Origin of the sequence: Streptococcus sp. 27098_8_69, assembly GCF_041432445.1 — a bacterium.
Lineage (GTDB): Bacteria > Bacillota > Bacilli > Lactobacillales > Streptococcaceae > Streptococcus.
This window is the reverse complement of record NZ_JAPVZO010000011.1, coordinates 1-20587: the sequence shown is the minus strand read 5'-3', so window position 1 is coordinate 20587 and position 20587 is coordinate 1. Positions and strand designations below refer to the sequence as shown.

Here is a 20587-nt window from a genome sequence, read left to right as displayed (position 1 = left end):
TTATGTCAAATATTTATGATAGTGCAAACGAACTAAGTCGTGGACTACGCGAATTGCCAGAATACAAGGCGGTTAAGGAAGCTAGAGATGCTATCCAAGCCGATGCAGAAGCTAGCAAGATTTTTGCAGATTACATTGCTTTTCAGCATGAAATCCAAGTCATGGCCCAAACTGGTCAAATGCCAGACGCTTCTTTCCAAGAAAAAATGGAATCTTTTGGCAAGTTGATTCAGGGCAACTCTCTTTTATCAGCTTTCTTTGCCAAACAGCAACAACTTTCTATTTATCTATCTGATATTGAAAAAATTGTTTTTGAACCAATTTCAGAACTTTTAAAATAAGAATTTACCTCATAAAGTCAGGAATTTTTAAGAAATTTCTGACTTTTTATGATAAAATAAGAAAAAGTATTGTCAGTATGAGGTCTAGTATGAAGTTAAAAACAAACATTAACCATTTGAATGGTAGTATTCGAGTACCAGGTGATAAGTCCATCAGTCATCGCTCTATCATTTTTGGGAGCTTGGCTGAGGGTGAGACTAAGGTTTATGATATCTTACGTGGCGAAGATGTCCTATCAACCATGCAAGTTTTTCGTGACCTTGGTGTTGAGATTGAGGACAAAGACGGTGTCGTTACCATACAAGGTGTTGGGATGGAAGGATTGAAAGCCCCTAAGAACGCTCTCGATATGGGGAATTCTGGGACCTCTATTCGTTTGATTTCAGGTGTCCTTGCTGGTACAGACTTTGAAGTAGAAATGTTTGGAGATGACAGTCTTTCTAAACGTCCTATGGACCGTGTGACCCTTCCTTTGAAAAAAATGGGAGTTAGCATTTCTGGTCAGACAGAGCGAGACTTGCCACCGTTACACTTAAAAGGAACAAAAAACTTAACACCTATTCATTATGAATTGCCGATTGCCTCTGCTCAAGTTAAGTCAGCCTTGATTTTTGCGGCTTTGCAGGCTCAGGGCCAATCTGTCATCATTGAGAAGGAGTGCACTCGTAACCACACAGAAGATATGTTGCGTCAATTTGGTGGAGACTTAAGTGTCGATGGTAAGAAAATCACTGTCCAGGGACCACAGAAACTAAGTGGACAAACGGTTGTCGTTCCAGGAGATATTTCCAGTGCAGCCTTTTGGTTAGTAGCTGGTTTGATTGTTCCAAATTCTCGAGTGGTGCTCAAGAATGTTGGTATTAATGAAACACGAACAGGTATTATCGATGTTATCCGTGCTATGGGTGGTAAATTGGACCTTACTGATATTGATCCAATTGCTAAGTCTGCAACCTTGACTGTCGAAACTTCAGACCTGAAGGGAACAGAGATTGGTGGAGCCTTGATTCCGCGCTTAATTGATGAATTACCAATTATTGCTCTCCTAGCTACCCAAGCTCAAGGGAAAACGGTCATCAAAGATGCAGAAGAACTCAAGGTTAAAGAAACTGACCGTATTCAGGTTGTTGCAGATGCTTTAAATAGCATGGGAGCAGCTATTACTCCTACAGCAGACGGCATGATTATCAAAGGGAAATCTGCTCTCCATGGAGCCAGAGTCAATACCTTTGGAGACCACCGTATCGGCATGATGACAGCCATTGCAGCGCTTTTAGTGGCAGATGGAGAGGTTGAATTGGATCGGGCAGAAGCCATTAATACTAGCTACCCAAGCTTCTTTGATGATTTGGAGACTTTGATTCATGGCTAAGATTTTACTTGGATTTATGGGGGCAGGAAAATCTACTATTGCTAGAGGATTAGATCCTGACTTTGTAGACATGGATGCCTTGCTTGAAGACCGACTGGGGATGCCAATTGCTCGTTTCTTTGAAGAAAAAGGAGAAGCAGCCTTCCGTCAGATAGAAGAAGAAGTTTTGGCTGACCTACTAAAAACGGACCAAGTCGTGTCTACTGGTGGTGGAGTGGTCATTTCTAAGAAAAATCGTGACTTACTCAAGCAAAATCCAGAGAATATCTACCTAAAAGCAGATTTTGAGACCCTTTACCAGCGAATTTCAGATGATAAGGATAACCAACGCCCGCTATTTCTAAACAATAGTAAGGAAGATTTGGCTGCGATTTTTAAAGAAAGACAGGCTTTGTATGAGGAAGTGGCTAGTAAAGTTATCGATGTGTCCAAGCTAAGCCCAGAGGAAATTATAGAGGAATTGACATGAAAATTGCCTATCTAGGTCCCAAAGGATCTTTTTCGCACCATGTGGTGCAGACGGCTTTTCCACATGAGGAACTAGAGCCATTTTCAAATATTACGGACGTTATCAAGGCCTATGAACAAGGTTTGGTAGACTATTCAGTGGTGCCAGTTGAAAATTCCATTGAAGGTAGTGTTCATGAAACCTTGGATTATCTTTTCCATCAGGCTCGCATTCAAGCTGTGACAGAGATTGTTCAGCCAATCCACCAACAATTGATGGTAGTGCCAGGGCAATCTAAAATTGAGAAAATCTTTTCTCACCCACAGGCCTTGGCACAGGGGAAGAAATTTATTGACGAGCATTATCCAGATGCGCAACTAGAAGTCACTGCCAGTACAGCCTACGCTGCGCGCTATGTTTCTGAACATCCTGATCAACCATTTGCGGCGATTGCCCCAAGAAGTTCTGCAGAGGAATATGGGCTAGAACTGATCGCTCAAGATATTCAAGAAATGGAAGCCAATTTTACTCGTTTTTGGGTTTTGGGACCGAACTTACCACAAATCCCCTTGAGTCCAGGTTCTGAAAAGATGAGTCTAGCTTTGACCTTGCCAGATAATCTTCCAGGTGCATTATACAAAGCACTTTCTACCTTTGCATGGCGTGGGATTGATTTGACTAAAATTGAGAGTCGTCCCCTAAAAACAGCCTTGGGAGAATACTTTTTTATCATTGATGTGGACTATGCTGATAAAGAACTGGTCCACTTTGCTCAAAAAGAATTAGAAACGATTGGAATCCAGTATAAAGTACTAGGTGATTATCCTATTTATACCATACAGGATAAAGGAAAGGAGAGGGAATGACTAGAGAGAATCCTTTGACACACCATGAAAAACTGAGATATGACTATCTTTTGAAAAATATTCATTATTTGAATGAGAAAGAAAAGAGAGAATTTGACTTTTTACATGCTAAGTTAGAAGGTCAAAAAAGTTCAGCGGAAGTTTTCAATCCAGAAACTAAAGAACAACTTCTTTCAGACTCTGGTATCGACCTGCCAACCTATGCTAATCGTAGCCGTTCTAGTCGCCGTAGTGGCGGGGCTCAACTGGAAGCGAAGGTTCCAAAAGCTAAGAAGCAAAAGAAAAAAAGAGGCTTTCGTTTTAAACGCTTATTTGTTTGGTTAGGGATGTTATTGCTTTGTGTAGCAGTAGGAATGATCGTCATGTTCTTAAAGGGATTCCAATCGGCGAATCCTAATAGCTCAAATGGGACCAAAGATGCCAAAGCTGCTCAGGTTGAAGTCTTCAATGGACAAGATACGCGTGATGGGGTTAATATTCTTATTTTGGGTACGGATGGACGTATAGGACAGAATAGTGCAGAAACACGGACAGATTCCATTATGGTTCTGAATGTAAGTGGCAAAGATAAAAAATTGAAGCTTGTTAGCTTTATGCGTGATAACTTGGTCTATATTGATGGATATAGCCAAGTCATCAATGGTCAAAAACAGACCGACCATAAATTAAACTTAGCCTACGAATTAGGGGAACAAGAAGGTAAACAAGGAGCTGAAATGGTCCGCAAGGTGCTCAAGGATAATTTTGATCTAGACATCAAATATTATGCCCTTGTCGATTTCCAAGCCTTTGCGACAGCTATTGATACGCTTTTCCCTGATGGTGTGACCATTGATGCTCAGTTTTCAACTCTAAACGGGGTCCCAGTGACAGAAGCGACTGTAGGAGATGACTTGCACGCAACGGAAACTGAGTCACCGACTCAAACCATTCGAGCTGGAAAACAACAGATGAATGGGTCAACTCTTCTCAACTATGCACGTTTCCGTGATGATGATGAAGGGGACTATGGCCGTACTCGTAGACAGCAACAAGTCATGACTGCTGTTTTACAACAAATAAAAGATCCTACAAAACTTTTCACTGGTTCGGAAGCTCTTGGTAAAGTATTCGCCATGACCTCTACAAACCTTCCATATACTTTCTTATTGACCAATGGCTTATCAGTCCTTGAAGGTGCGCAGAATGGTATTGAAAGATTGACAGTTCCAGAACTTGGAGACTGGGTAGATGACTTTGACGTATACGGTGGTCAATCCCTTCGAGTGGACCAAAAAGCTTACCAAAATAAACTGGCCCAGATGGGATTTAGATAAAATGTAAAATGAATCAGAGCTTGAGGCACCTATGAAAATAGGTATCTTGGGCTTTGATTTTTCACATGGTCAGATGGATTTATAAACGATTTTTATGGTATAATAGAATGATGTATTCTATAGAAGAGGAAGAGAATAAGATGAGTGATTTAAAGGCAATTCAAGCTCGTAGCCTAGAAATGGCTGAATATTTTGTCGCCTTTTGTAAAGAACACGATTTACTCTGTTATTTGTGTGGCGGAGGAGCTATTGGTGCTCTACGAAATAAAGGTTTTATCCCTTGGGATGATGATTTAGACTTCTTTATGCCCCGCAAGGATTATGAAAAATTAGCAGAGCTATGGCCTCGTTATGCGGATGAGCGTTACTTCCTATCAAAAAGTGATAGAGACTTTGTTGACCGCAACCTCTTTATCACTATTCGAGACAAGGAAACAACTTGCATCAAGCCTTACCAACAAGATTTGGACCTCCCACACGGCTTGGCCTTGGATGTTCTTCCCTTGGATTACTATCCTAAAAATCCAACTGAACGTAAGAAACAAGTACGTTGGGCTTTGATTTATTCTCTCTTTTGTGCCCAAACCATTCCAGAAAAACACGGAGCTCTCATGAAATGGGGGAGCACGATTTTATTAGGATTAACCCCTAAATCGCTTCGCTATCGTATCTGGAAAAAGGCTGAGAAAGAAATGACCAAATATGGACCAGCTGAAAGTGATGGTATCACAGAATTATGTTCAGGGCCAGGATACATGAAGAAGAAGTATCCAATTCAGGCCTTTGAAGATAGCATTTTCTTACCTTTCGAAGGAACAGAAATGCCTATTCCAGTTGGTTATGATGCCTATCTCAGTACAGCTTTTGGTGACTACATGACACCACCTCCGGCTGACAAGCAAGTACCTCACCACGATGCCCTTATAGCAGATATGGATAAGAGTTACACTGAATATAAGGGAGAATATGGTGGATAAGAAGAAAATTTTATTTTTTATGTGGTCCTTCTCTCTAGGCGGAGGTGCAGAAAAAATCCTTTCTACGATTGTTTCAAACTTGGATCCGGAAAAGTATGATATTGATATCCTTGAAATGGAACATTTTGATAAAGGATACGAACCTGTGCCTGAAAATGTGAGAATTTTAAAAGCTTTTCAAGACTATCGTCAACCAAGATGGTTGAGAGCGCTTTTATGGAGATTGAGAATTTATTTCCCAAGACTCACCAGACGTTTACTAGTAAAAGATCAATATGATGTAGAGGTTTCCTTTACCATTATGAATCCTCCTCTTTTATTTTCTAAACGAAAAGAAGTGAAGAAGATTTCTTGGATTCATGGAAGTATTGAAGAATTCTTAACAGATAGTTCGAAGCGTGATTCTCATAGACGACAATTGGATGATGCTGATAGAATAGTAGGAATTTCAAAAAAAACCAGCAATTCTATCAAAGAAGTTTATCCAGATTACTCACAAAAATTAGTAACAGTCTATAATGGTTATGATTTTGAAAGCATTTTTGAAAAATCAAAAGAGAAGGTGGCTATTGAGATAGCTCCTCAGAGTATCTGCACCATTGGACGTATTGAAGAAAATAAAGGTTCTGACCGAGTAGTAGAAGTTATACGACTGTTGCACCAGCAAGGCAAGAAATACCATCACTACTTTATAGGGGCTGGTGAGATGGAAGAGGAACTGAAAAAACGAGCCAAAGAGTATCAACTTGAGGATTACGTTCATTTCCTTGGATATCAAAAGAATCCGTATCAGTATCTTTCTAAGATGCAAGTTCTTTTATCCATGTCCAAACAGGAAGGTTTTTCTGGAGTCTATGTTGAAGCCTTGAGTCTGGGAGTTCCCTTTGTATCTACTGAAGTTGGGGGAGCAGAGGAATTATCTCAGGAAGGACGATTTGGTAAAATCATTAAAAGCAATCAAGAAGCAGCTCAAGCAATTGAGAACTACATGACAGTTGCATCAAGCTTTAATGTCGATGAAGCCAGTCAATTTATTCAGCAATTTACGATTGCTAAACAAATTGAACAAGTAGAAAAACTAATAGAGGAGTAGCATGGAAACTGCATTAATTAGTGTCATTGTTCCAGTCTATAATGTGGCGCAATACCTTGAAAAATCAATAGCATCCATTCAGCAACAAACCTATCAAAACCTCGAAATCATTCTCGTTGATGATGGTGCGACAGATGAAAGTGGTCGCTTGTGTGAACAAATTGCTGAACAAGATGAACGAGTTTTGGTTTATCACAAGGAAAATGAAGGCTTGTCTCAAGCTCGAAATGATGGATTGAAGCAAGCCCACGGAGACTATGTTATTTTTATAGATTCGGATGATTATATACATCCTGAAATGATTGCTAGCTTATACCAACAATTAGTCAATGAAGATGCGGATGTTTCCAGCTGTGGGGTTATGAATGTCTATGCCAATAGTGAGAGCCCGCAAACTGAAAACCAGGATGATTATTTTGTATGTGATACTGAAACATTCCTCAGAGAATATTTAATTGGTGAGAAAATACCTGGTACTATTTGTAACAAACTCATCAAGAAGGAAATTGCAGCACAGTTAACTTTTCCAAAAGGCTTGATTTATGAAGATGCCTATTATCATTTTGATCTCATTAAAGTAGCTAAAAAGTATGTTGTGAATACCAAACCGTACTATTATTATTTCCACCGAGGAGATAGTATTACTACCAAACCATATGCGGAAAAAGACTTAGCTTACATTGATATTTATCAAAAATTTTATACTGAAGTCGTCAAGGAATATCCAAACTTAACAGAAGTAGCTTTCTTTAGACTGGCATATGCACATTTCTTTATCTTGGATAAAATGCTTCTAGATGATAATTTCAAAGAGTTTAAAGACTATCCACGGATTTATGGCTACTTAAAAAAACATGCCTTTGCTATTTTCAAAAATACCATTTTTAGAAAAGGAAGACGTATTAGTGCTTTAGCCTTATTTGTAAATGTAAGATTGTATAGAATATTATTGTTTAAAAATATTGAGCAATCGAAAAAAATTAATTAGAAAAGGAGGGCTGAGATGGTTGATGGCAAACGAATGTTGCTAACGGTTACGATTCTAAGCTATATCGTAACCATAATAAGCGGAATCACTTATTTGTTTACCAGTAACAACGTAGGACTTCTGACAACTTTGCTTTTGCTCTTAATTAGCAGTCTGCTACTTTGCTGGAATAATATCAAATACTATTTGATTCACTTTATATTCTTTATCACAATTTTTATATTTTTGGTATCCAGACCCACTATCGATTATTTTAGAGATGGAGCGCTAGACACCTACCAACCAATTGCCTATCGATTTGCTTTCCTAGTTGTCATTGTTTCTATTTTAGGACTGACAATAGGTGGTTTTATAGCCAATTATTATCTTGCTCGAAAAAGCAAAGCTCCTACAAAAGTGGAAAAAACAGTAAATGTCAATTATATAAAAAAATTACGTTTTGTGTCATTGAGTGTATTTCTACTCACCTATCCATTTTATTTCCTTAGACTATTTGAGCGCTTGCTATACCGTTTGCAAACTTCTTATTACAATTATTATGCAAATTTTGAAAGTCAATTGCCCTACTTTACCTATATCTTATCGACTTTCACGGTTTATGCCATGTGTGTTTACTTAGCAACCAAACCGAAAAAGTCACATGCGACAATGGTTTTAGTTGCCTATATCGCGGCTAACTTGATTCACTTAGTAATTGGTACCAGAAATCCCTTTATTCTGAGTTTGATTTTCGCCTTTGTTTACTACTTTATGCGTGAACAAACGGAGAAAGGAAAATGGATTGGTTTCAAAGAAAAATTGGCTATTTATCTTGGAACACCTGTTCTCATGCTTGCGATGGGAGCACTAAACTATGTTCGTGATAACGCCCAAGTATCTCATAGTGGAGTTTTTGATTTATTACTCGATTTCATTTATAAACAAGGAACTAGTTTTGGAGTTTTAGCGAGAGGATTCTTGTACAATAGTAGTCTTCCGTATAGAGACTTCCGAAATTTCACTTTTGGTCCGGTTGTTGACTATTTTGCGAGAGGTAGTATCGGAATCATATTTGGCGCCAAACCATTTGAACATACGACAAATAGTATTGAACTAGCGATCGATAGTAATAGTTATGCCCACAATTTATCTTATCTTGTTCTAAATAAAGAATATCTAAGAGGCCATGGTATTGGAAGTAGTTATATCATGGAATTGTATACTGATTATGGTATGTTGGGACTATTTCTACTAAGTATCTTACTTGGTATGCTCTTTATAGCCATGCTACAAGTAGCTTATCGCTCAAGAACAATCTTATTTGCATTATCTTTGCTAATCCTGAATAATTTATTCTTTATGCCTAGAAGTAGCTTCTCAGAAAGTTTCTTTAATCTTTTTACAATGCAATTCTGGGGAATTGTTCTTATTATCATTTTCGTGGCAAAAATGCTTACAAAAGAAAATCATCACTTAATCAAAAAAGGGGAAATACATGTTTGAACATTATTCTGTAGTTGATTTGTTCGCAAATCTTTATAAAAAACGTAAAGTGAATTTGCTAGCTTTACTAGCTTTATTTGCTCTCATAGCTGTACCATTTACTTTAAAAGCTGTTAAAAATAAAAATACAGTCAAAGATTCTACTAGTTATTCTACTTATATCACTTATAAGATAACTGCTCCAGAAACATCATCAAAAACAATTTTGAATCATCAAGTTGGTGGTTATAGTGACTTCTATGCAAAACTAATTGATGGTAATCTCAATGGTGCCTTTCTTTTCAATGATGTTGATTCTGATAAGATGAAGGAAATCGCAAAAGATTTAGATACCACAGAAACAGCATTGAAGAATTCTGCAAGTGACTATTGGACAAAAAAATTAACGATTAACCCATTGATTGATGATGCAGGTGTAACTGTTAAAATTTTAACTCCAAGTAAGGAAGTAAATGATTTCCTTGAAAGCAAGTTTGATTCATTGATTGACAAGTTCAAGTCTACCTATACAGACGTTAAGATTGAAAAACTTGAAACAGTTAACTCTAAAGAATTGACTCCGAATGGAGAAGTTGCTCTTGGCTTTAACTTGAAAAATCTTATTTTGCGCTTAGTGATTATTGGTATTCTCTGTGTCATCCTAGTGATCATGGCGAATGTTCTAGTTTACCTCTTCAACCCAACTATCAATCGTGCAGGCGATTTCTCTGCTTATCAAGTAGACTTCGTTTCAACTATTACAACTCTTGAAAATCTTTCTGAACTATTGAGTTACAAGTGTCAAGGTCAACCACTAGCAATCGTAAGTTCAGATAATCGTATTTTGAATAAATTACAAGTAGAATACAAATTGAATCTTGAGGGTGTTCAGTTTGTTAACTTGCAAAATGTCAAAGATCTTTTAGCATTTGAGAATGTACTTTTCGTAGAAGAATATGGTGTTACTCGCTATAAGAAATTTGAAGAAAGTATGCAAGAAGTGAGAAATCTAAACCGTTCAGTTTTAGGTGTGATTACTTTTGCACTCTAATGATATGATTTACATAAAGAATTAAAAATCATCCAAGACAAAGGAGGACTCGAATGGTCCTCCTTTGTCTTTGGGAAAAATTCAGATTTAAAAGAATACTGTAGAAAAGATTTCCTAGAGGATTTGGATAAGGTTTCGTCAGGGAGGATAAACGTGGCTTGAGGAACAGATTTCCCAGTCAAATAGGTTTTTTAACTAAGTTTATGATATAATAAATCAACGAGGTAAATTGAATGAAAAGTATAAAATTAAATGCCCTGGCTTATATGGGGATTCGTGTTTTAAATATTATTTTCCCAATTTTGACGGGTACCTATGTTGCGCGTGTTCTAGATCGAACAGACTATGGTTATTTCAACTCTGTTGATACCATTCTGTCTTTTTTCTTGCCCTTTGCAACCTATGGAGTCTATAATTACGGACTTCGAGCTATTAGTAATGTAAAAGATAATAAGAAGGAATTAAATAAAGTCTTTTCAAGTCTTTTTTATTTGTGTGTAGCTTGTACGATTATTACAAGTGCCGTCTATCTTTTATCGTATCCTTTATTCTTTAATAGTAATCCTGTTATTAAGAAAATCTTCTTGGTAATGGGGGTTCAACTCATAGCTCAGATTTTCTCAATCGAATGGGTGAATGAAGCGCTTGAGAATTATAGCTTTTTATTTTATAAAACAGCATTTATTCGCATTCTCATGCTGGTATCCATCTTTTTATTTGTGAAAAATGAGCATGATATTGTTATCTATACACTGATTATGAGTCTTTCAACTCTCATCAATTATCTCATTAGTTATTTTTGGATTAAAAGAGATATTCAGTTTGTTAAGGTTACATTAGAAGAATTTAAACCTCTTTTCCTACCTTTGACAGCCATGCTGATCTTTGCCAATGCCAATATGCTATTTACCTTCCTGGATCGTCTCTTTTTGGTAAAAACTGGAGTTGATGTGAACGTCAGTTATTATACAATGGCACAACGAATTGTAACGGTCATCGCTGGTGTTGTTACGGGTGCGATTGGAGTCAGTGTTCCTCGCTTGAGCTACTATCTAGGTATTGGAAAAAAAGAAGAGTATGTAAATTTGGTGAATCGAGGAAGTCGCATTTTCAACTTCTTCATCATTCCACTTAGTTTTGGATTGATGATTTTAGGGCCAAATGCAATCCTTTTGTATGGTAGTGAGAAGTATATTGGTGGTGGCATCTTAACATCCCTCTTTGCTTTTCGTACCATTATTCTTGCCCTAGATACTATTCTAGGCTCTCAAATTCTCTTTACAAATGGATTTGAAAAAAGAATTACAGTCTATACCTTATTTGCTGGTGGACTGAACCTAGTTCTTGATAGTCTCCTCTACTTTAATAATATTATTACACCGGAGTACTATTTGATTACGACGATGTTATCGGAAAGTTTTCTCCTAGTACTCTACGTTATCTTTATTCATAAGACCAAGCTCATTAATCTAGGACATATCTTCAAATATACGGTGCGTTATTCTCTTTTCGCATTGACATTTGTTCCGATCTACTTTTTAGTTAATCTTGTTTATCCGGTCAAAATGGTGATCAACCTACCTTTCTTAATCAATATGTTGATTATCATGGTCTTATCAGCTCTTAGCTATATTGGTTTACTGGTTTGGACCAAAGATAGTATCTTTTATGAATTTTTAGGTCATGTCATCTCGCTCAAAAAACGTATTAAAAAATCTTAGGAGGAATAGATGAGAAGATTAAGTATCGAAGAGGCTAAACAAATTGAACTTGATATTTTAGCTTTTATTGACTCGTTTTGTAAAAAGCATGATATTGATTATTTTATCAATTATGGTACTTTGATAGGAGCTATTCGTCACAAGGGTTTTATCCCCTGGGATGATGATATAGACCTCTCTATGACCCGTGAAAACTACGAACGTTTTATCCAGTTATTTCATCAAGAACAATCGAAATATAAGATTTTAGCTTTGGAAACCGATGATCACTACTATAATAATTTTATAAAGGTTGTAGATTCGACAACGAGAATAGTGGATACACGAAATACAAAAACGTATGATTCTGGAATTTTCATTGATATTTTTCCAATGGATTCTTTCAACGATACTAAGGTTATCGATGTTTGCTATAAGTTGGAAAGCTTTAAGTTATTGTCCTTCAGTAAGCATAAGAATATTGTTTATGGAGATAGTAAGTTAAAAGACTTAATTCGTTCCTTCTTCTGGTTTATCTTTCGTCCGATTTCTCCCCGTTATTTTGCAAGTCAAATTGAACAGCAAATTCAAAAGTATAGGGTAAAAGATGGTAAATATATCGCTTTTATTCCTTCCAAGTTTAAGGAAAAAGAAGTCTTTGCCAAAGAAGTTTTTGAAGATTTAATTGAAGTTCCTTTTGAACATCTGATGCTTTCAGCACCGAAACAATACGATGCTATTTTGAAGCAGTATTATGGTGATTATATGACTCTCCCACCAAAAGAAAAACAGTTTTATAGTCACGAATTTGAAGCCTATAAATTGGAGGATTAAATGCAGTACTTAGAAAAAAATGAGATTAAAGAAATTCAACTAGGTATTTTGGACTATGTTGATGAAATTTGTAAGAAAAATGATATTCCTTATTTCCTCAGCTATGGAACCATGCTGGGAGCTGTTCGTCATAAGGGAATGATTCCCTGGGATGATGATATCGATATCTCACTGTATAGAAAAGACTATGAGCGTCTATTAAAAGCAATTGAGGAGGACCAACATCCTGTTTATCGTGTTCTTTCTTACGATACCTCTTCATGGTATTTCCATAATTTTGCAGCTATTTTAGATACATCAACTGTAATTGAAGATAACGTAAAATATAAGCGCCATGACACTAGTTTGTTCATTGATGTCTTTCCAATCGATCAATTTTCAGATTTAAGTATTGTTGATAAGAGCTATAAATATGTTGCTTTGCGTCAGCTTGCCTATATCAAAAAAGAACGTGCGGTTCACGGAGATAGCAAATTAAAAGATTTCCTTCGCTTGTGTACTTGGTATCCTCTCAGACTAGTTAATCCGAGATATTTCTATAAGAAAATAGATGAGTTAGTTAAAAATAGTGTGACAGACAATCCTGCTTATGAAGGAGCCATTGGAGTTGGAAAAGAAAAAATGAAAGAAGTCTTTCCAGCAGGAACCCTTAAAGAACTGATTTTAACAGAGTTTGAAGGTCGCATGGTGCCTATTCCAAAGAACTACGATGCCTTTTTAACCCAGATGTATGGAGATTATATGACTCCGCCATCAAAAGAAATGCAGGAGTGGTATAGCCATAGTATAAAGGCTTATCGAAAGTAAGAGTTTAAACTTTTACAAATAGAAAAGTTAACAGAATATTCAATTAAATAAAGGGGAATATAATTTATATGAAAAATTTAAAAATAAAAAATATACTATTATACAGTTGTCTTCTATATACCTTAGTGATACTATCTTTATCGAAACCAGCTTTTGCTGATACTATTTCTACTGGTGGAGGTAATAGGATCCATTTTATTAATTTGAAATCAAAGTCAGGAAGTGATGCTATCCTCTTGGAAAGCAATGGACATTTTGGTTTAATTGATATGGGTGAAGACTATGATTTTCCAGATGGAAGTAATCCACTCTATCCAGATCGTTGGGGAATTAGTAGAGCGAATGAAGATACAATTGAGGACAGACTTTTCCGCCATTTAAAACAAGTTGGTGTTAAAAAATTAGATTTTGTTTTAGGAACCCATGTTCATAGTGATCATATTGGTACTGCAGATGAAGTTTTAAAACGTTACCCTGTTGACAGATTTTATCTCAAAAAATATTCAGACGAACGTATTACAACACAGTGGAGATTGTGGGATAATCTCTATAATTATGATAATGCAGTGAGAACAGCTCTAGAACGTGGTGTAACTCTTATTCAAGATATTTCTGATCAGGATAGTCATTTTAAATTGGGTGATATGGATATCCAACTATACAATTATAAAAATGAGTATGGTCCTGATGGGAATTTAAAAAGAGTCTATGATGATAACTCTAACTCAATTGTTGCTGTGGTGAATGTAGCTGCTAAGAAAATCTATCTAGGTGGAGACTTAGATAATGATCAGGGGGCTGAAGATAGATTAGGTCCTGTAATTGGTAAAGTAGATATGATGAAATGGAATCATCATTATGATGCCACGATTTCAAACACAGTTAACTTTATTGAAAATTTGTCACCTAGCATAGTTGTTCAAACAAGTGGAGCAGATATCAATCGTCAATCAACAACTAATTTGCTTCGAGAAAAAAATATACAAATTATCAAGGCTTATAGTAAAACCAAAGATGCGACAGTATTTGATATCAGCGATAGTGGTTTTTCAAATGTATCAGACTCTTTCCCTGATATTCCTACAGTATCAGAAAAGTGGTATAAGGAAGATGGCTACTGGAAATATCGTCTATCTGATGATCAAATGGCTATTGGTTGGAAAAAAATTAATGGGGTTTACTATTTCTTTAATGGACAAGGCCAAATGCAGGCTGATAGATGGCTTCATCTGAAAGATTCTAAAGAAAAAGTAGATGGAAACTGGTATTATCTCAACAACGATGGAAGTATGCAGGTATCAGGTTGGTTTAAGCATGATGGGACTTGGTACTATATCACATGGTCTGGTGCTAGAACATACAATGAACTAGCTGAAATTGGTGGGCAAAAGTACCTATTTGATAAAGATGGTAAAATGCTTACTGGTTCACAAGTTTTTAACGGCAAAAAGATGTTCTTTGCAAGTAGTGGTGCTTTACAGTCAGATGAGACAGGATCTGGTTGGCAAAAAATTGAATCAAATTGGTACTACTTTGATGAAGATGGAAAACACATAGTTGGTAAAAAGGAAATCAATGGAGTACACTACTACTTTGATAATAAGGGAATTATGCAAACCGGTTGGGCCATGATTGAAGGTCATTGGAACTATTTTGCAAGTTCTGGAGCTATGAAAACAGGTTGGATCAAGGATAAGGATACTTGGTACTATCTAGATAAAGATGGTATCATGCTAACGGGTCTTCAAGAGATTGATGGCACTCGTTATTATCTCAATGCAAGTGGAGCCATGCAGACAGGCTGGAAATGGTTTGACAATCATTATAGTTATTTCACAAGCAGTGGAGCTATGAAAACAGGTTGGCTCAAAGATAAGGACCTTTGGTACTATCTAGATAAAGATGGTATCATGCTAACGGGTCTTCAAGAAATTGATGGCACTCGTTATTACCTCAATGCAAGTGGCGCTATGGAGACTGGTTGGAAATTGTTGAACAACCATTATTATTACTTCACAAGCAGTGGAGCCATGAAGACAGGTTGGTTCAAAGATAAAGGGCTTTGGTACTATCTTAAACCTGATGATGGTATCATGGCAACAGGTCTTCTAGATGTCGATGGCACTCGTTATTACCTCAATGCAAGTGGCGCTATGGAGACAGGCTGGAAATTGCTAGATAACCAGTATTACTACTTTACAGAAAGTGGAGCCATGAAGACAGGTTGGTTCAAAGACAAAGGACTTTGGTACTATCTCAAAACTGATGATGGTGTCATGGCAACAGGTCTTCTAGATGTCGATGGCACTCGTTATTATCTCAATGCAAGTGGTGCTATGCAGACTGGTTGGAAACAACTGAATGGCAACTGGTACTATTTCCAAGCAGATGGTTCCTTATTGAGAAATGGGACAACACCTGATGGCTACAAGGTCAATCAAGATGGCATTTGGAGCTTGAATCCTGATAAAGTAGAAGTTCAGGGAAGTCAAGAAGAACCTAAGAAGGATTCTGATAAGCCAGTTGAGAAAGAGAAGCATTCAGCAGAAGACAATAAAAAAGATGAAGCTGCTGAAACAAAACAGACTTTGAAGGCAGATAAAGAATAATCTTAGTTGCTTTGCTAGAAAGTTGATTAGGTGCTGTGTTCAGACCTGTCAGATACTTTTCTTTTAAAATAGTATTTATATACATCTCAGAGAATCAATCAATGTTTTTAGAATGAGAATATTGGTCAGCTTTGGGGTGTTTTTTGATTCTTTATACCCTAACTTGTTGAAAGAGCACCTTCGTCTTCAAATAGAAATATTTTGATAAGAAATTTTAAAAAACACCGATTAGATAAATAAGAAAAATTATGGTATAATAAAACGATACAAAAAAGGAGTAAATATGGATATTTCAGAAATTCGTCAAAAAATTGACGCCAATCGTGAAAAATTAGCTTCTTTTAGGGGGTCTCTTTGACCTCGAAGGGTTAGAAGAAGAAATTGCCATTTTGGAAAACAAAATGACAGAACCTGATTTTTGGAACGATAATATTGCGGCCCAAAAAACGTCGCAAGAATTAAATGAACTAAAAAATACCTACAATATTTTCCACAAGATGGAGGAATTGCAGGATGAAGCTGAAATCTTACTAGACTTTTTAGCAGAGGATGAGTCTGTTAAAGATGAGTTGGTGGAGAAGTTAGCTGAGCTAGATCAGATGATGACTAGCTACGAAATGACTCTGCTCTTGTCAGAGCCTTATGATCATAATAATGCTATTTTAGAGATTCACCCAGGTTCTGGTGGAACAGAAGCCCAAGACTGGGGCGATATGCTTCTTCGTATGTATACTCGTTATGGTAACGCCAAAGGTTTCAAGGTTGAAGTCTTGGATTATCAAGCAGGTGATGAAGCAGGTATTAAGTCAGTGACCTTGTCTTTTGAAGGGCCAAATGCTTATGGACTTCTCAAGTCAGAGATGGGAGTTCACCGTCTGGTACGTATCTCACCATTTGACTCAGCTAAGCGTCGTCACACCTCCTTTACTTCTGTAGAAGTTATGCCAGAGTTGGATGATACGATTGAAGTTGACATCCGAGAAGATGATATCAAGATGGATACTTTCCGCTCGGGTGGAGCAGGTGGACAGAACGTCAACAAGGTTTCAACAGGTGTCCGTTTGACCCACATTCCGACAGGGATTGTCGTTGCATCAACCGTTGACCGTACTCAGTACGGAAACCGTGACCGTGCGATGAAGATGCTCCAGGCAAAACTCTATCAGATGGAGCAGGAAAAGAAAGCTGCTGAGGTAGATGCCCTTAAGGGGGAAAAGAAAGAAATCACATGGGGAAGCCAGATTCGCTCCTATGTATTCACCCCTTATACCATGGTGAAAGACCACCGTACCAGTTTTGAAGTTGCGCAGGTAGATAAGGTCATGGATGGAGACTTAGATGGATTCATTGATGCCTATCTGAAATGGCGTATTAGTTAAAAGAAAGGAAGTCACATGTCGATCATTGAAATGAGAGATGTTGTCAAAAAGTATGACAACGGGACAACAGCCCTACGTGGCGTCTCTGTGAAAATTGAACCAGGAGAATTTGCCTATATCGTAGGTCCTTCGGGTGCAGGTAAGTCAACTTTTATCCGTGCCTTATACCGTGAAGTTAAAGTTGAAAAAGGAAGTTTGCAGGTTGCAGGTTTTAATCTTGTTAAGATTAAAAAGAAAGATATTCCTCTTCTTCGTCGAAGTGTAGGAGTTGTCTTTCAGGATTACAAACTCTTGCCAAAGAAAACCGTTTATGAGAACATTGCTTACGCAATGGAGGTTGTCGGTGAAAGCCGTCGCAATATCAAAAAACGTGTTATGGAAGTTTTGGATCTTGTCGGCTTGAAGCATAAGGTTCGTTCATTCCCTAATGAATTGTCAGGTGGTGAGCAACAACGTATCGCCATTGCCCGTGCTATCGTAAACAATCCTAAGGTTTTGATTGCCGATGAACCAACAGGTAACTTGGACCCAGATAACTCATGGGAAATCATGAACCTCTTGGAGCGCATCAATCTCCAAGGTACGACTGTTTTGATGGCGACTCACAATAGCCAAATCGTAAATACCTTGCGCCACCGTGTCATTGCCATCGAGAATGGTCGTGTGGTTCGTGACGAAGCGAAAGGAGAGTACGGATACGATGATTAGTAGATTTTTCCGCCACCTATTCGAAGCTTTAAAGAGTTTAAAGCGTAATGGGTGGATGACCATTGCTGCTGTCAGTTCAGTAATGATTACCTTGACCTTGGTTGCTATTTTTGCATCAGTTATCTTTAATACTGCAAAATTGGCAACGGATATCGAAAACAACGTCCGCGTCATGATTTATGTCCGTAAAGACGTTGAAGACAATAGTGAAACCATTGTCAAAGAGGGCCAAACAGTTACAAACAATGATTACCACAAGGTTTATGATGCCCTCAAGGCTATGCCAGCTGTTAAAAGTGTAACTTTCTCAAGTAAAGAAGAGCAGTACCAAAAGCTGACTGAAACCATGGGTGACGAGTGGAAGGTTTTTGAAGGTGATGCCAATCCCCTTCATGATGCCTACATTGTAGATACCAATTCACCAAGTGATGTGAAACCAGTCGCTGAAGAAGCTAAGAAAATCGAAGGAGTTTCTGAGGTTCAAGACGGTGGTGCCAATACGGAGCGTCTCTTCAAGTTGGCTTCCTTCATCCGTGTTTGGGGATTGTTCATTGCAGGACTCTTGATTTTCATCGCAGTCTTCTTGATCTCAAATACCATTCGTATCACTATCATTTCACGTAGTCGTGAAATCCAAATCATGCGTTTGGTTGGTGCTAAAAACAGCTACATCCGTGGTCCATTCTTGTTAGAAGGTGCCTTTATTGGTTTGTTGGGAGCAGCTCTTCCATCAGTTTTGGTTTACTTTATCTATAACCGAGTATTCCAATCTGTCAACCCATCCTTGGTTGGACAAAACCTATCCTTGATTACCCCAGATACCTTTATTCCATTGATGATTGGTCTTTTGTTCCTCATTGGAATCTGTATCGGTTCACTTGGTTCAGGAATCTCAATGCGCCGATTCTTGAAAATCTAAGTAAGATAGTTTGCTAAAATCTATAAAAGTAGGATACCATCGAGGCTTCTCCGAGTCTGATGGTCCTACTTTTTATGTTGAACTTAGAAAGCAGTTGCTTGCCAATTTTTGGGAAACAGTGTATGATAGGAAAGGACCTTTTTGCTAAAAGAGTTATAGGGACTAGATGAAAGATATCTTTTATCTCTACAGTAATATCTAGCTCTTTTGACTTAACATAAATAATGAATGAGGATAAAATGAAACAATTTTTGGAAAAAGTGAGTATACTTTCCCTGTCGTTAGTATTGATCACATCATTTTCAATATCAAGTGCCCTACCAGCCATGTTTAACTATTATCAGGGCTATTCGACTGGTCAGGTTGAACTTCTAGTCAGCCTTCCATCCTTTGGGATTATGACCATGCTCCTTTTAAATGGAGTTTTAGAACGGATTTTTCCTGAACGTCTCCAGTTGACCCTGGGACTTTTGATTTTATCAATCAGCGGAACAGCTCCCTTCTGGTATCAGGGATACTACTTTGTCTTTGCTACTCGTCTCCTTTTTGGAATTGGAGTGGGGATGTTAAACGCCAAGGCTATCTCTATCATCAGTGAACGGTACCATGGCAAAACTCGTATCCAGATGCTTGGTTTTCGTGGGTCAGCTGAGGTAGTGGGAGCCTCTATCTTGACTCTGGCAGTTGGTCAACTCTTGGCCTTTGGATGGACTGCAACCTTCCTAGCCTATGCAGCTGGTCTAGTGGTCCTTGTACTTTTCCTTCTCTTTGTCCCTTATGGAAAAGGAGAAACTCATGAGTCCAAGCAAAAGACAGAAGAAGCAACCAAACTAACTCGCTCCATGCTACAGCTGATTTTCTTTCTAGCTGTCGGTGCTGCAGTCATTGTATGTACTAATACAGCTATTACCTTCCGTATTCCTAGTCTCATGATTGAGGCAGGCTTTGGAGATGCTCAGTTGTCTAGTCTGGTACTCAGTGCCATGCAGTTGATTGGAATTCTGGCGGGAATTAGCTTTTCTTTCCTCATCTCTGCCTTTAAGGAAAAACTGTTATTGGTTGCGGGTGTAACCTTTGGTATTGGGCAAATCATCATTGCTCTTTCACCTTCTCTTTGGGTTGTCGTTGCTGGTTCGGTCTTAGGAGGATTTGCCTACAGCATCGCTCTGACGACTGTCTTTCAGTTAATTTCTGAGAGAATCCCAGCAAAGCTCCTCAACAAAGCAACTTCCTATGCTGTCTTGGGATGTAGTTTTGGTGCCTCCTTAACACCTTTTGTTCTTTCAGGAATTGGCTTAGTAACAACGAATGGTCGAATGACCTTTATTATTCTAGGAGCATGGATGATTGCGACATCTGTCCTTGTTTCTCTCCTATTGAAAAAAGAAGCTTAACAAAAAGAGGTTGAGAAAAAATCTTTACAATCAGAAAAACGCATACTATCAGGTGAAAAACCTTGAACTGAACCCCAAAAGTTAGACAGAAAAAATCTAACTTTTGGGGTATTTTTATTATGAAATTAACTTATGATGATAAAGTTCAGATCTATGAACTTAGAAAACAAGGATATAGCTTAGAGAAGCTTTCAAATAAATTTGGGATAAACAATTCTAATATTAGGTACATGATTAAATTGATTGATCGTTACGGAATAGAGTTCGTCAAAAAAGGAAAAAATCGTTACTATTCTCCTGATTTAAAACAAGAAATGATTAAT

Annotated in this window: 18 protein-coding genes and 1 pseudogene; all 19 read left to right on the top strand. The window is 37.6% G+C overall.

Annotation, left to right across the window (positions count from 1 at the left end; all coding sequences use genetic code 11):
• Positions 1-2: 2 nt before the first annotated feature.
• On the top strand, positions 3-341 hold the full coding sequence (locus O3658_RS05270) for a YlbF/YmcA family competence regulator (RefSeq protein ID WP_371559788.1): 339 nt from the start codon (positions 3-5) through the stop codon (positions 339-341).
• Positions 342-430: 89 nt separating this feature from the next.
• Complete coding sequence (aroA, locus tag O3658_RS05265; protein ID WP_371559787.1) at positions 431-1714, top strand: 3-phosphoshikimate 1-carboxyvinyltransferase; 1284 nt, start codon at positions 431-433, stop codon at positions 1712-1714.
• Positions 1707-2183 carry a shikimate kinase gene (locus tag O3658_RS05260; protein ID WP_371559785.1) on the top strand — a complete coding sequence of 159 codons (477 nt, stop codon included), beginning with the start codon at positions 1707-1709 and terminating at the stop codon, positions 2181-2183. The genes aroA and O3658_RS05260 overlap by 8 nt, the downstream gene beginning before the upstream one ends.
• Positions 2180-3028 (top strand): prephenate dehydratase, encoded by an 849-nt coding sequence (pheA, locus tag O3658_RS05255; protein ID WP_371559784.1) that lies wholly within the window; start codon positions 2180-2182, stop codon positions 3026-3028. Before O3658_RS05260 ends, pheA begins: the two co-directional genes overlap by 4 nt.
• The gene (locus tag O3658_RS05250) at positions 3025-4344 is read left to right on the top strand and encodes an LCP family protein (protein WP_371559782.1); all 1320 of its coding nucleotides are present in this window, start codon (positions 3025-3027) and stop codon (positions 4342-4344) included. The genes pheA and O3658_RS05250 overlap by 4 nt, the downstream gene beginning before the upstream one ends.
• 140 nt (positions 4345-4484) lie before the next feature.
• Positions 4485-5321 (top strand): phosphorylcholine transferase LicD, encoded by an 837-nt coding sequence (locus O3658_RS05245; RefSeq protein ID WP_371559847.1) that lies wholly within the window; start codon positions 4485-4487, stop codon positions 5319-5321.
• Positions 5311-6414, top strand: coding sequence for a glycosyltransferase (locus O3658_RS05240; RefSeq protein WP_371559780.1), 1104 nt, complete (start codon positions 5311-5313; stop codon positions 6412-6414). Before O3658_RS05245 ends, O3658_RS05240 begins: the two co-directional genes overlap by 11 nt.
• Position 6415: 1 nt before the next feature.
• On the top strand, positions 6416-7402 hold the full coding sequence (locus tag O3658_RS05235) for a glycosyltransferase family 2 protein (protein ID WP_371559778.1): 987 nt from the start codon (positions 6416-6418) through the stop codon (positions 7400-7402).
• 15 nt (positions 7403-7417) lie between these two features.
• Positions 7418-8884: an O-antigen polysaccharide polymerase Wzy family protein gene (locus tag O3658_RS05230; protein ID WP_371559777.1), complete on the top strand. Its 1467-nt coding sequence runs from the start codon at positions 7418-7420 to the stop codon at positions 8882-8884.
• The gene (locus tag O3658_RS05225) at positions 8877-9914 is read left to right on the top strand and encodes a prephenate dehydratase (protein WP_371559776.1); all 1038 of its coding nucleotides are present in this window, start codon (positions 8877-8879) and stop codon (positions 9912-9914) included. The genes O3658_RS05230 and O3658_RS05225 overlap by 8 nt, the downstream gene beginning before the upstream one ends.
• Before the next feature lie 233 nt (positions 9915-10147).
• On the top strand, positions 10148-11635 hold the full coding sequence (locus tag O3658_RS05220; RefSeq protein ID WP_045763506.1) for an oligosaccharide flippase family protein: 1488 nt from the start codon (positions 10148-10150) through the stop codon (positions 11633-11635).
• Positions 11636-11644: 9 nt separating this feature from the next.
• On the top strand, positions 11645-12448 hold the full coding sequence (locus O3658_RS05215; protein WP_371559774.1) for a phosphorylcholine transferase LicD: 804 nt from the start codon (positions 11645-11647) through the stop codon (positions 12446-12448).
• A complete protein-coding gene (locus O3658_RS05210) occupies positions 12449-13255 on the top strand; it encodes a phosphorylcholine transferase LicD (protein ID WP_371559772.1) in 807 nt (268 codons plus the stop codon).
• Between the two features lie 68 nt (positions 13256-13323).
• Positions 13324-15864: an MBL fold metallo-hydrolase gene (locus O3658_RS05205; protein WP_371559771.1), complete on the top strand. Its 2541-nt coding sequence runs from the start codon at positions 13324-13326 to the stop codon at positions 15862-15864.
• A gap of 283 nt (positions 15865-16147) precedes the next feature.
• Positions 16148-17243 (top strand): peptide chain release factor 2 gene (gene prfB / locus O3658_RS05200; protein ID WP_371559769.1). Its coding sequence is split into 2 segments (ribosomal slippage): positions 16148-16219 and positions 16221-17243, totalling 1095 coding nucleotides; the frame shifts between segments, so codons are not numbered across the junction.
• A 15-nt stretch (positions 17244-17258) separates the two neighbouring features.
• Positions 17259-17951 (top strand): cell division ATP-binding protein FtsE, encoded by a 693-nt coding sequence (ftsE, locus tag O3658_RS05195; protein ID WP_049548597.1) that lies wholly within the window; start codon positions 17259-17261, stop codon positions 17949-17951.
• Positions 17944-18870, top strand: coding sequence for a permease-like cell division protein FtsX (ftsX, locus tag O3658_RS05190; protein WP_371559766.1), 927 nt, complete (start codon positions 17944-17946; stop codon positions 18868-18870). The genes ftsE and ftsX overlap by 8 nt, the downstream gene beginning before the upstream one ends.
• A gap of 239 nt (positions 18871-19109) precedes the next feature.
• Complete coding sequence (locus O3658_RS05185; protein ID WP_371559765.1) at positions 19110-20264, top strand: MFS transporter; 1155 nt, start codon at positions 19110-19112, stop codon at positions 20262-20264.
• A gap of 119 nt (positions 20265-20383) precedes the next feature.
• Positions 20384-20587, top strand: a pseudogene (locus O3658_RS05180) (IS3 family transposase); the annotation flags it as partial.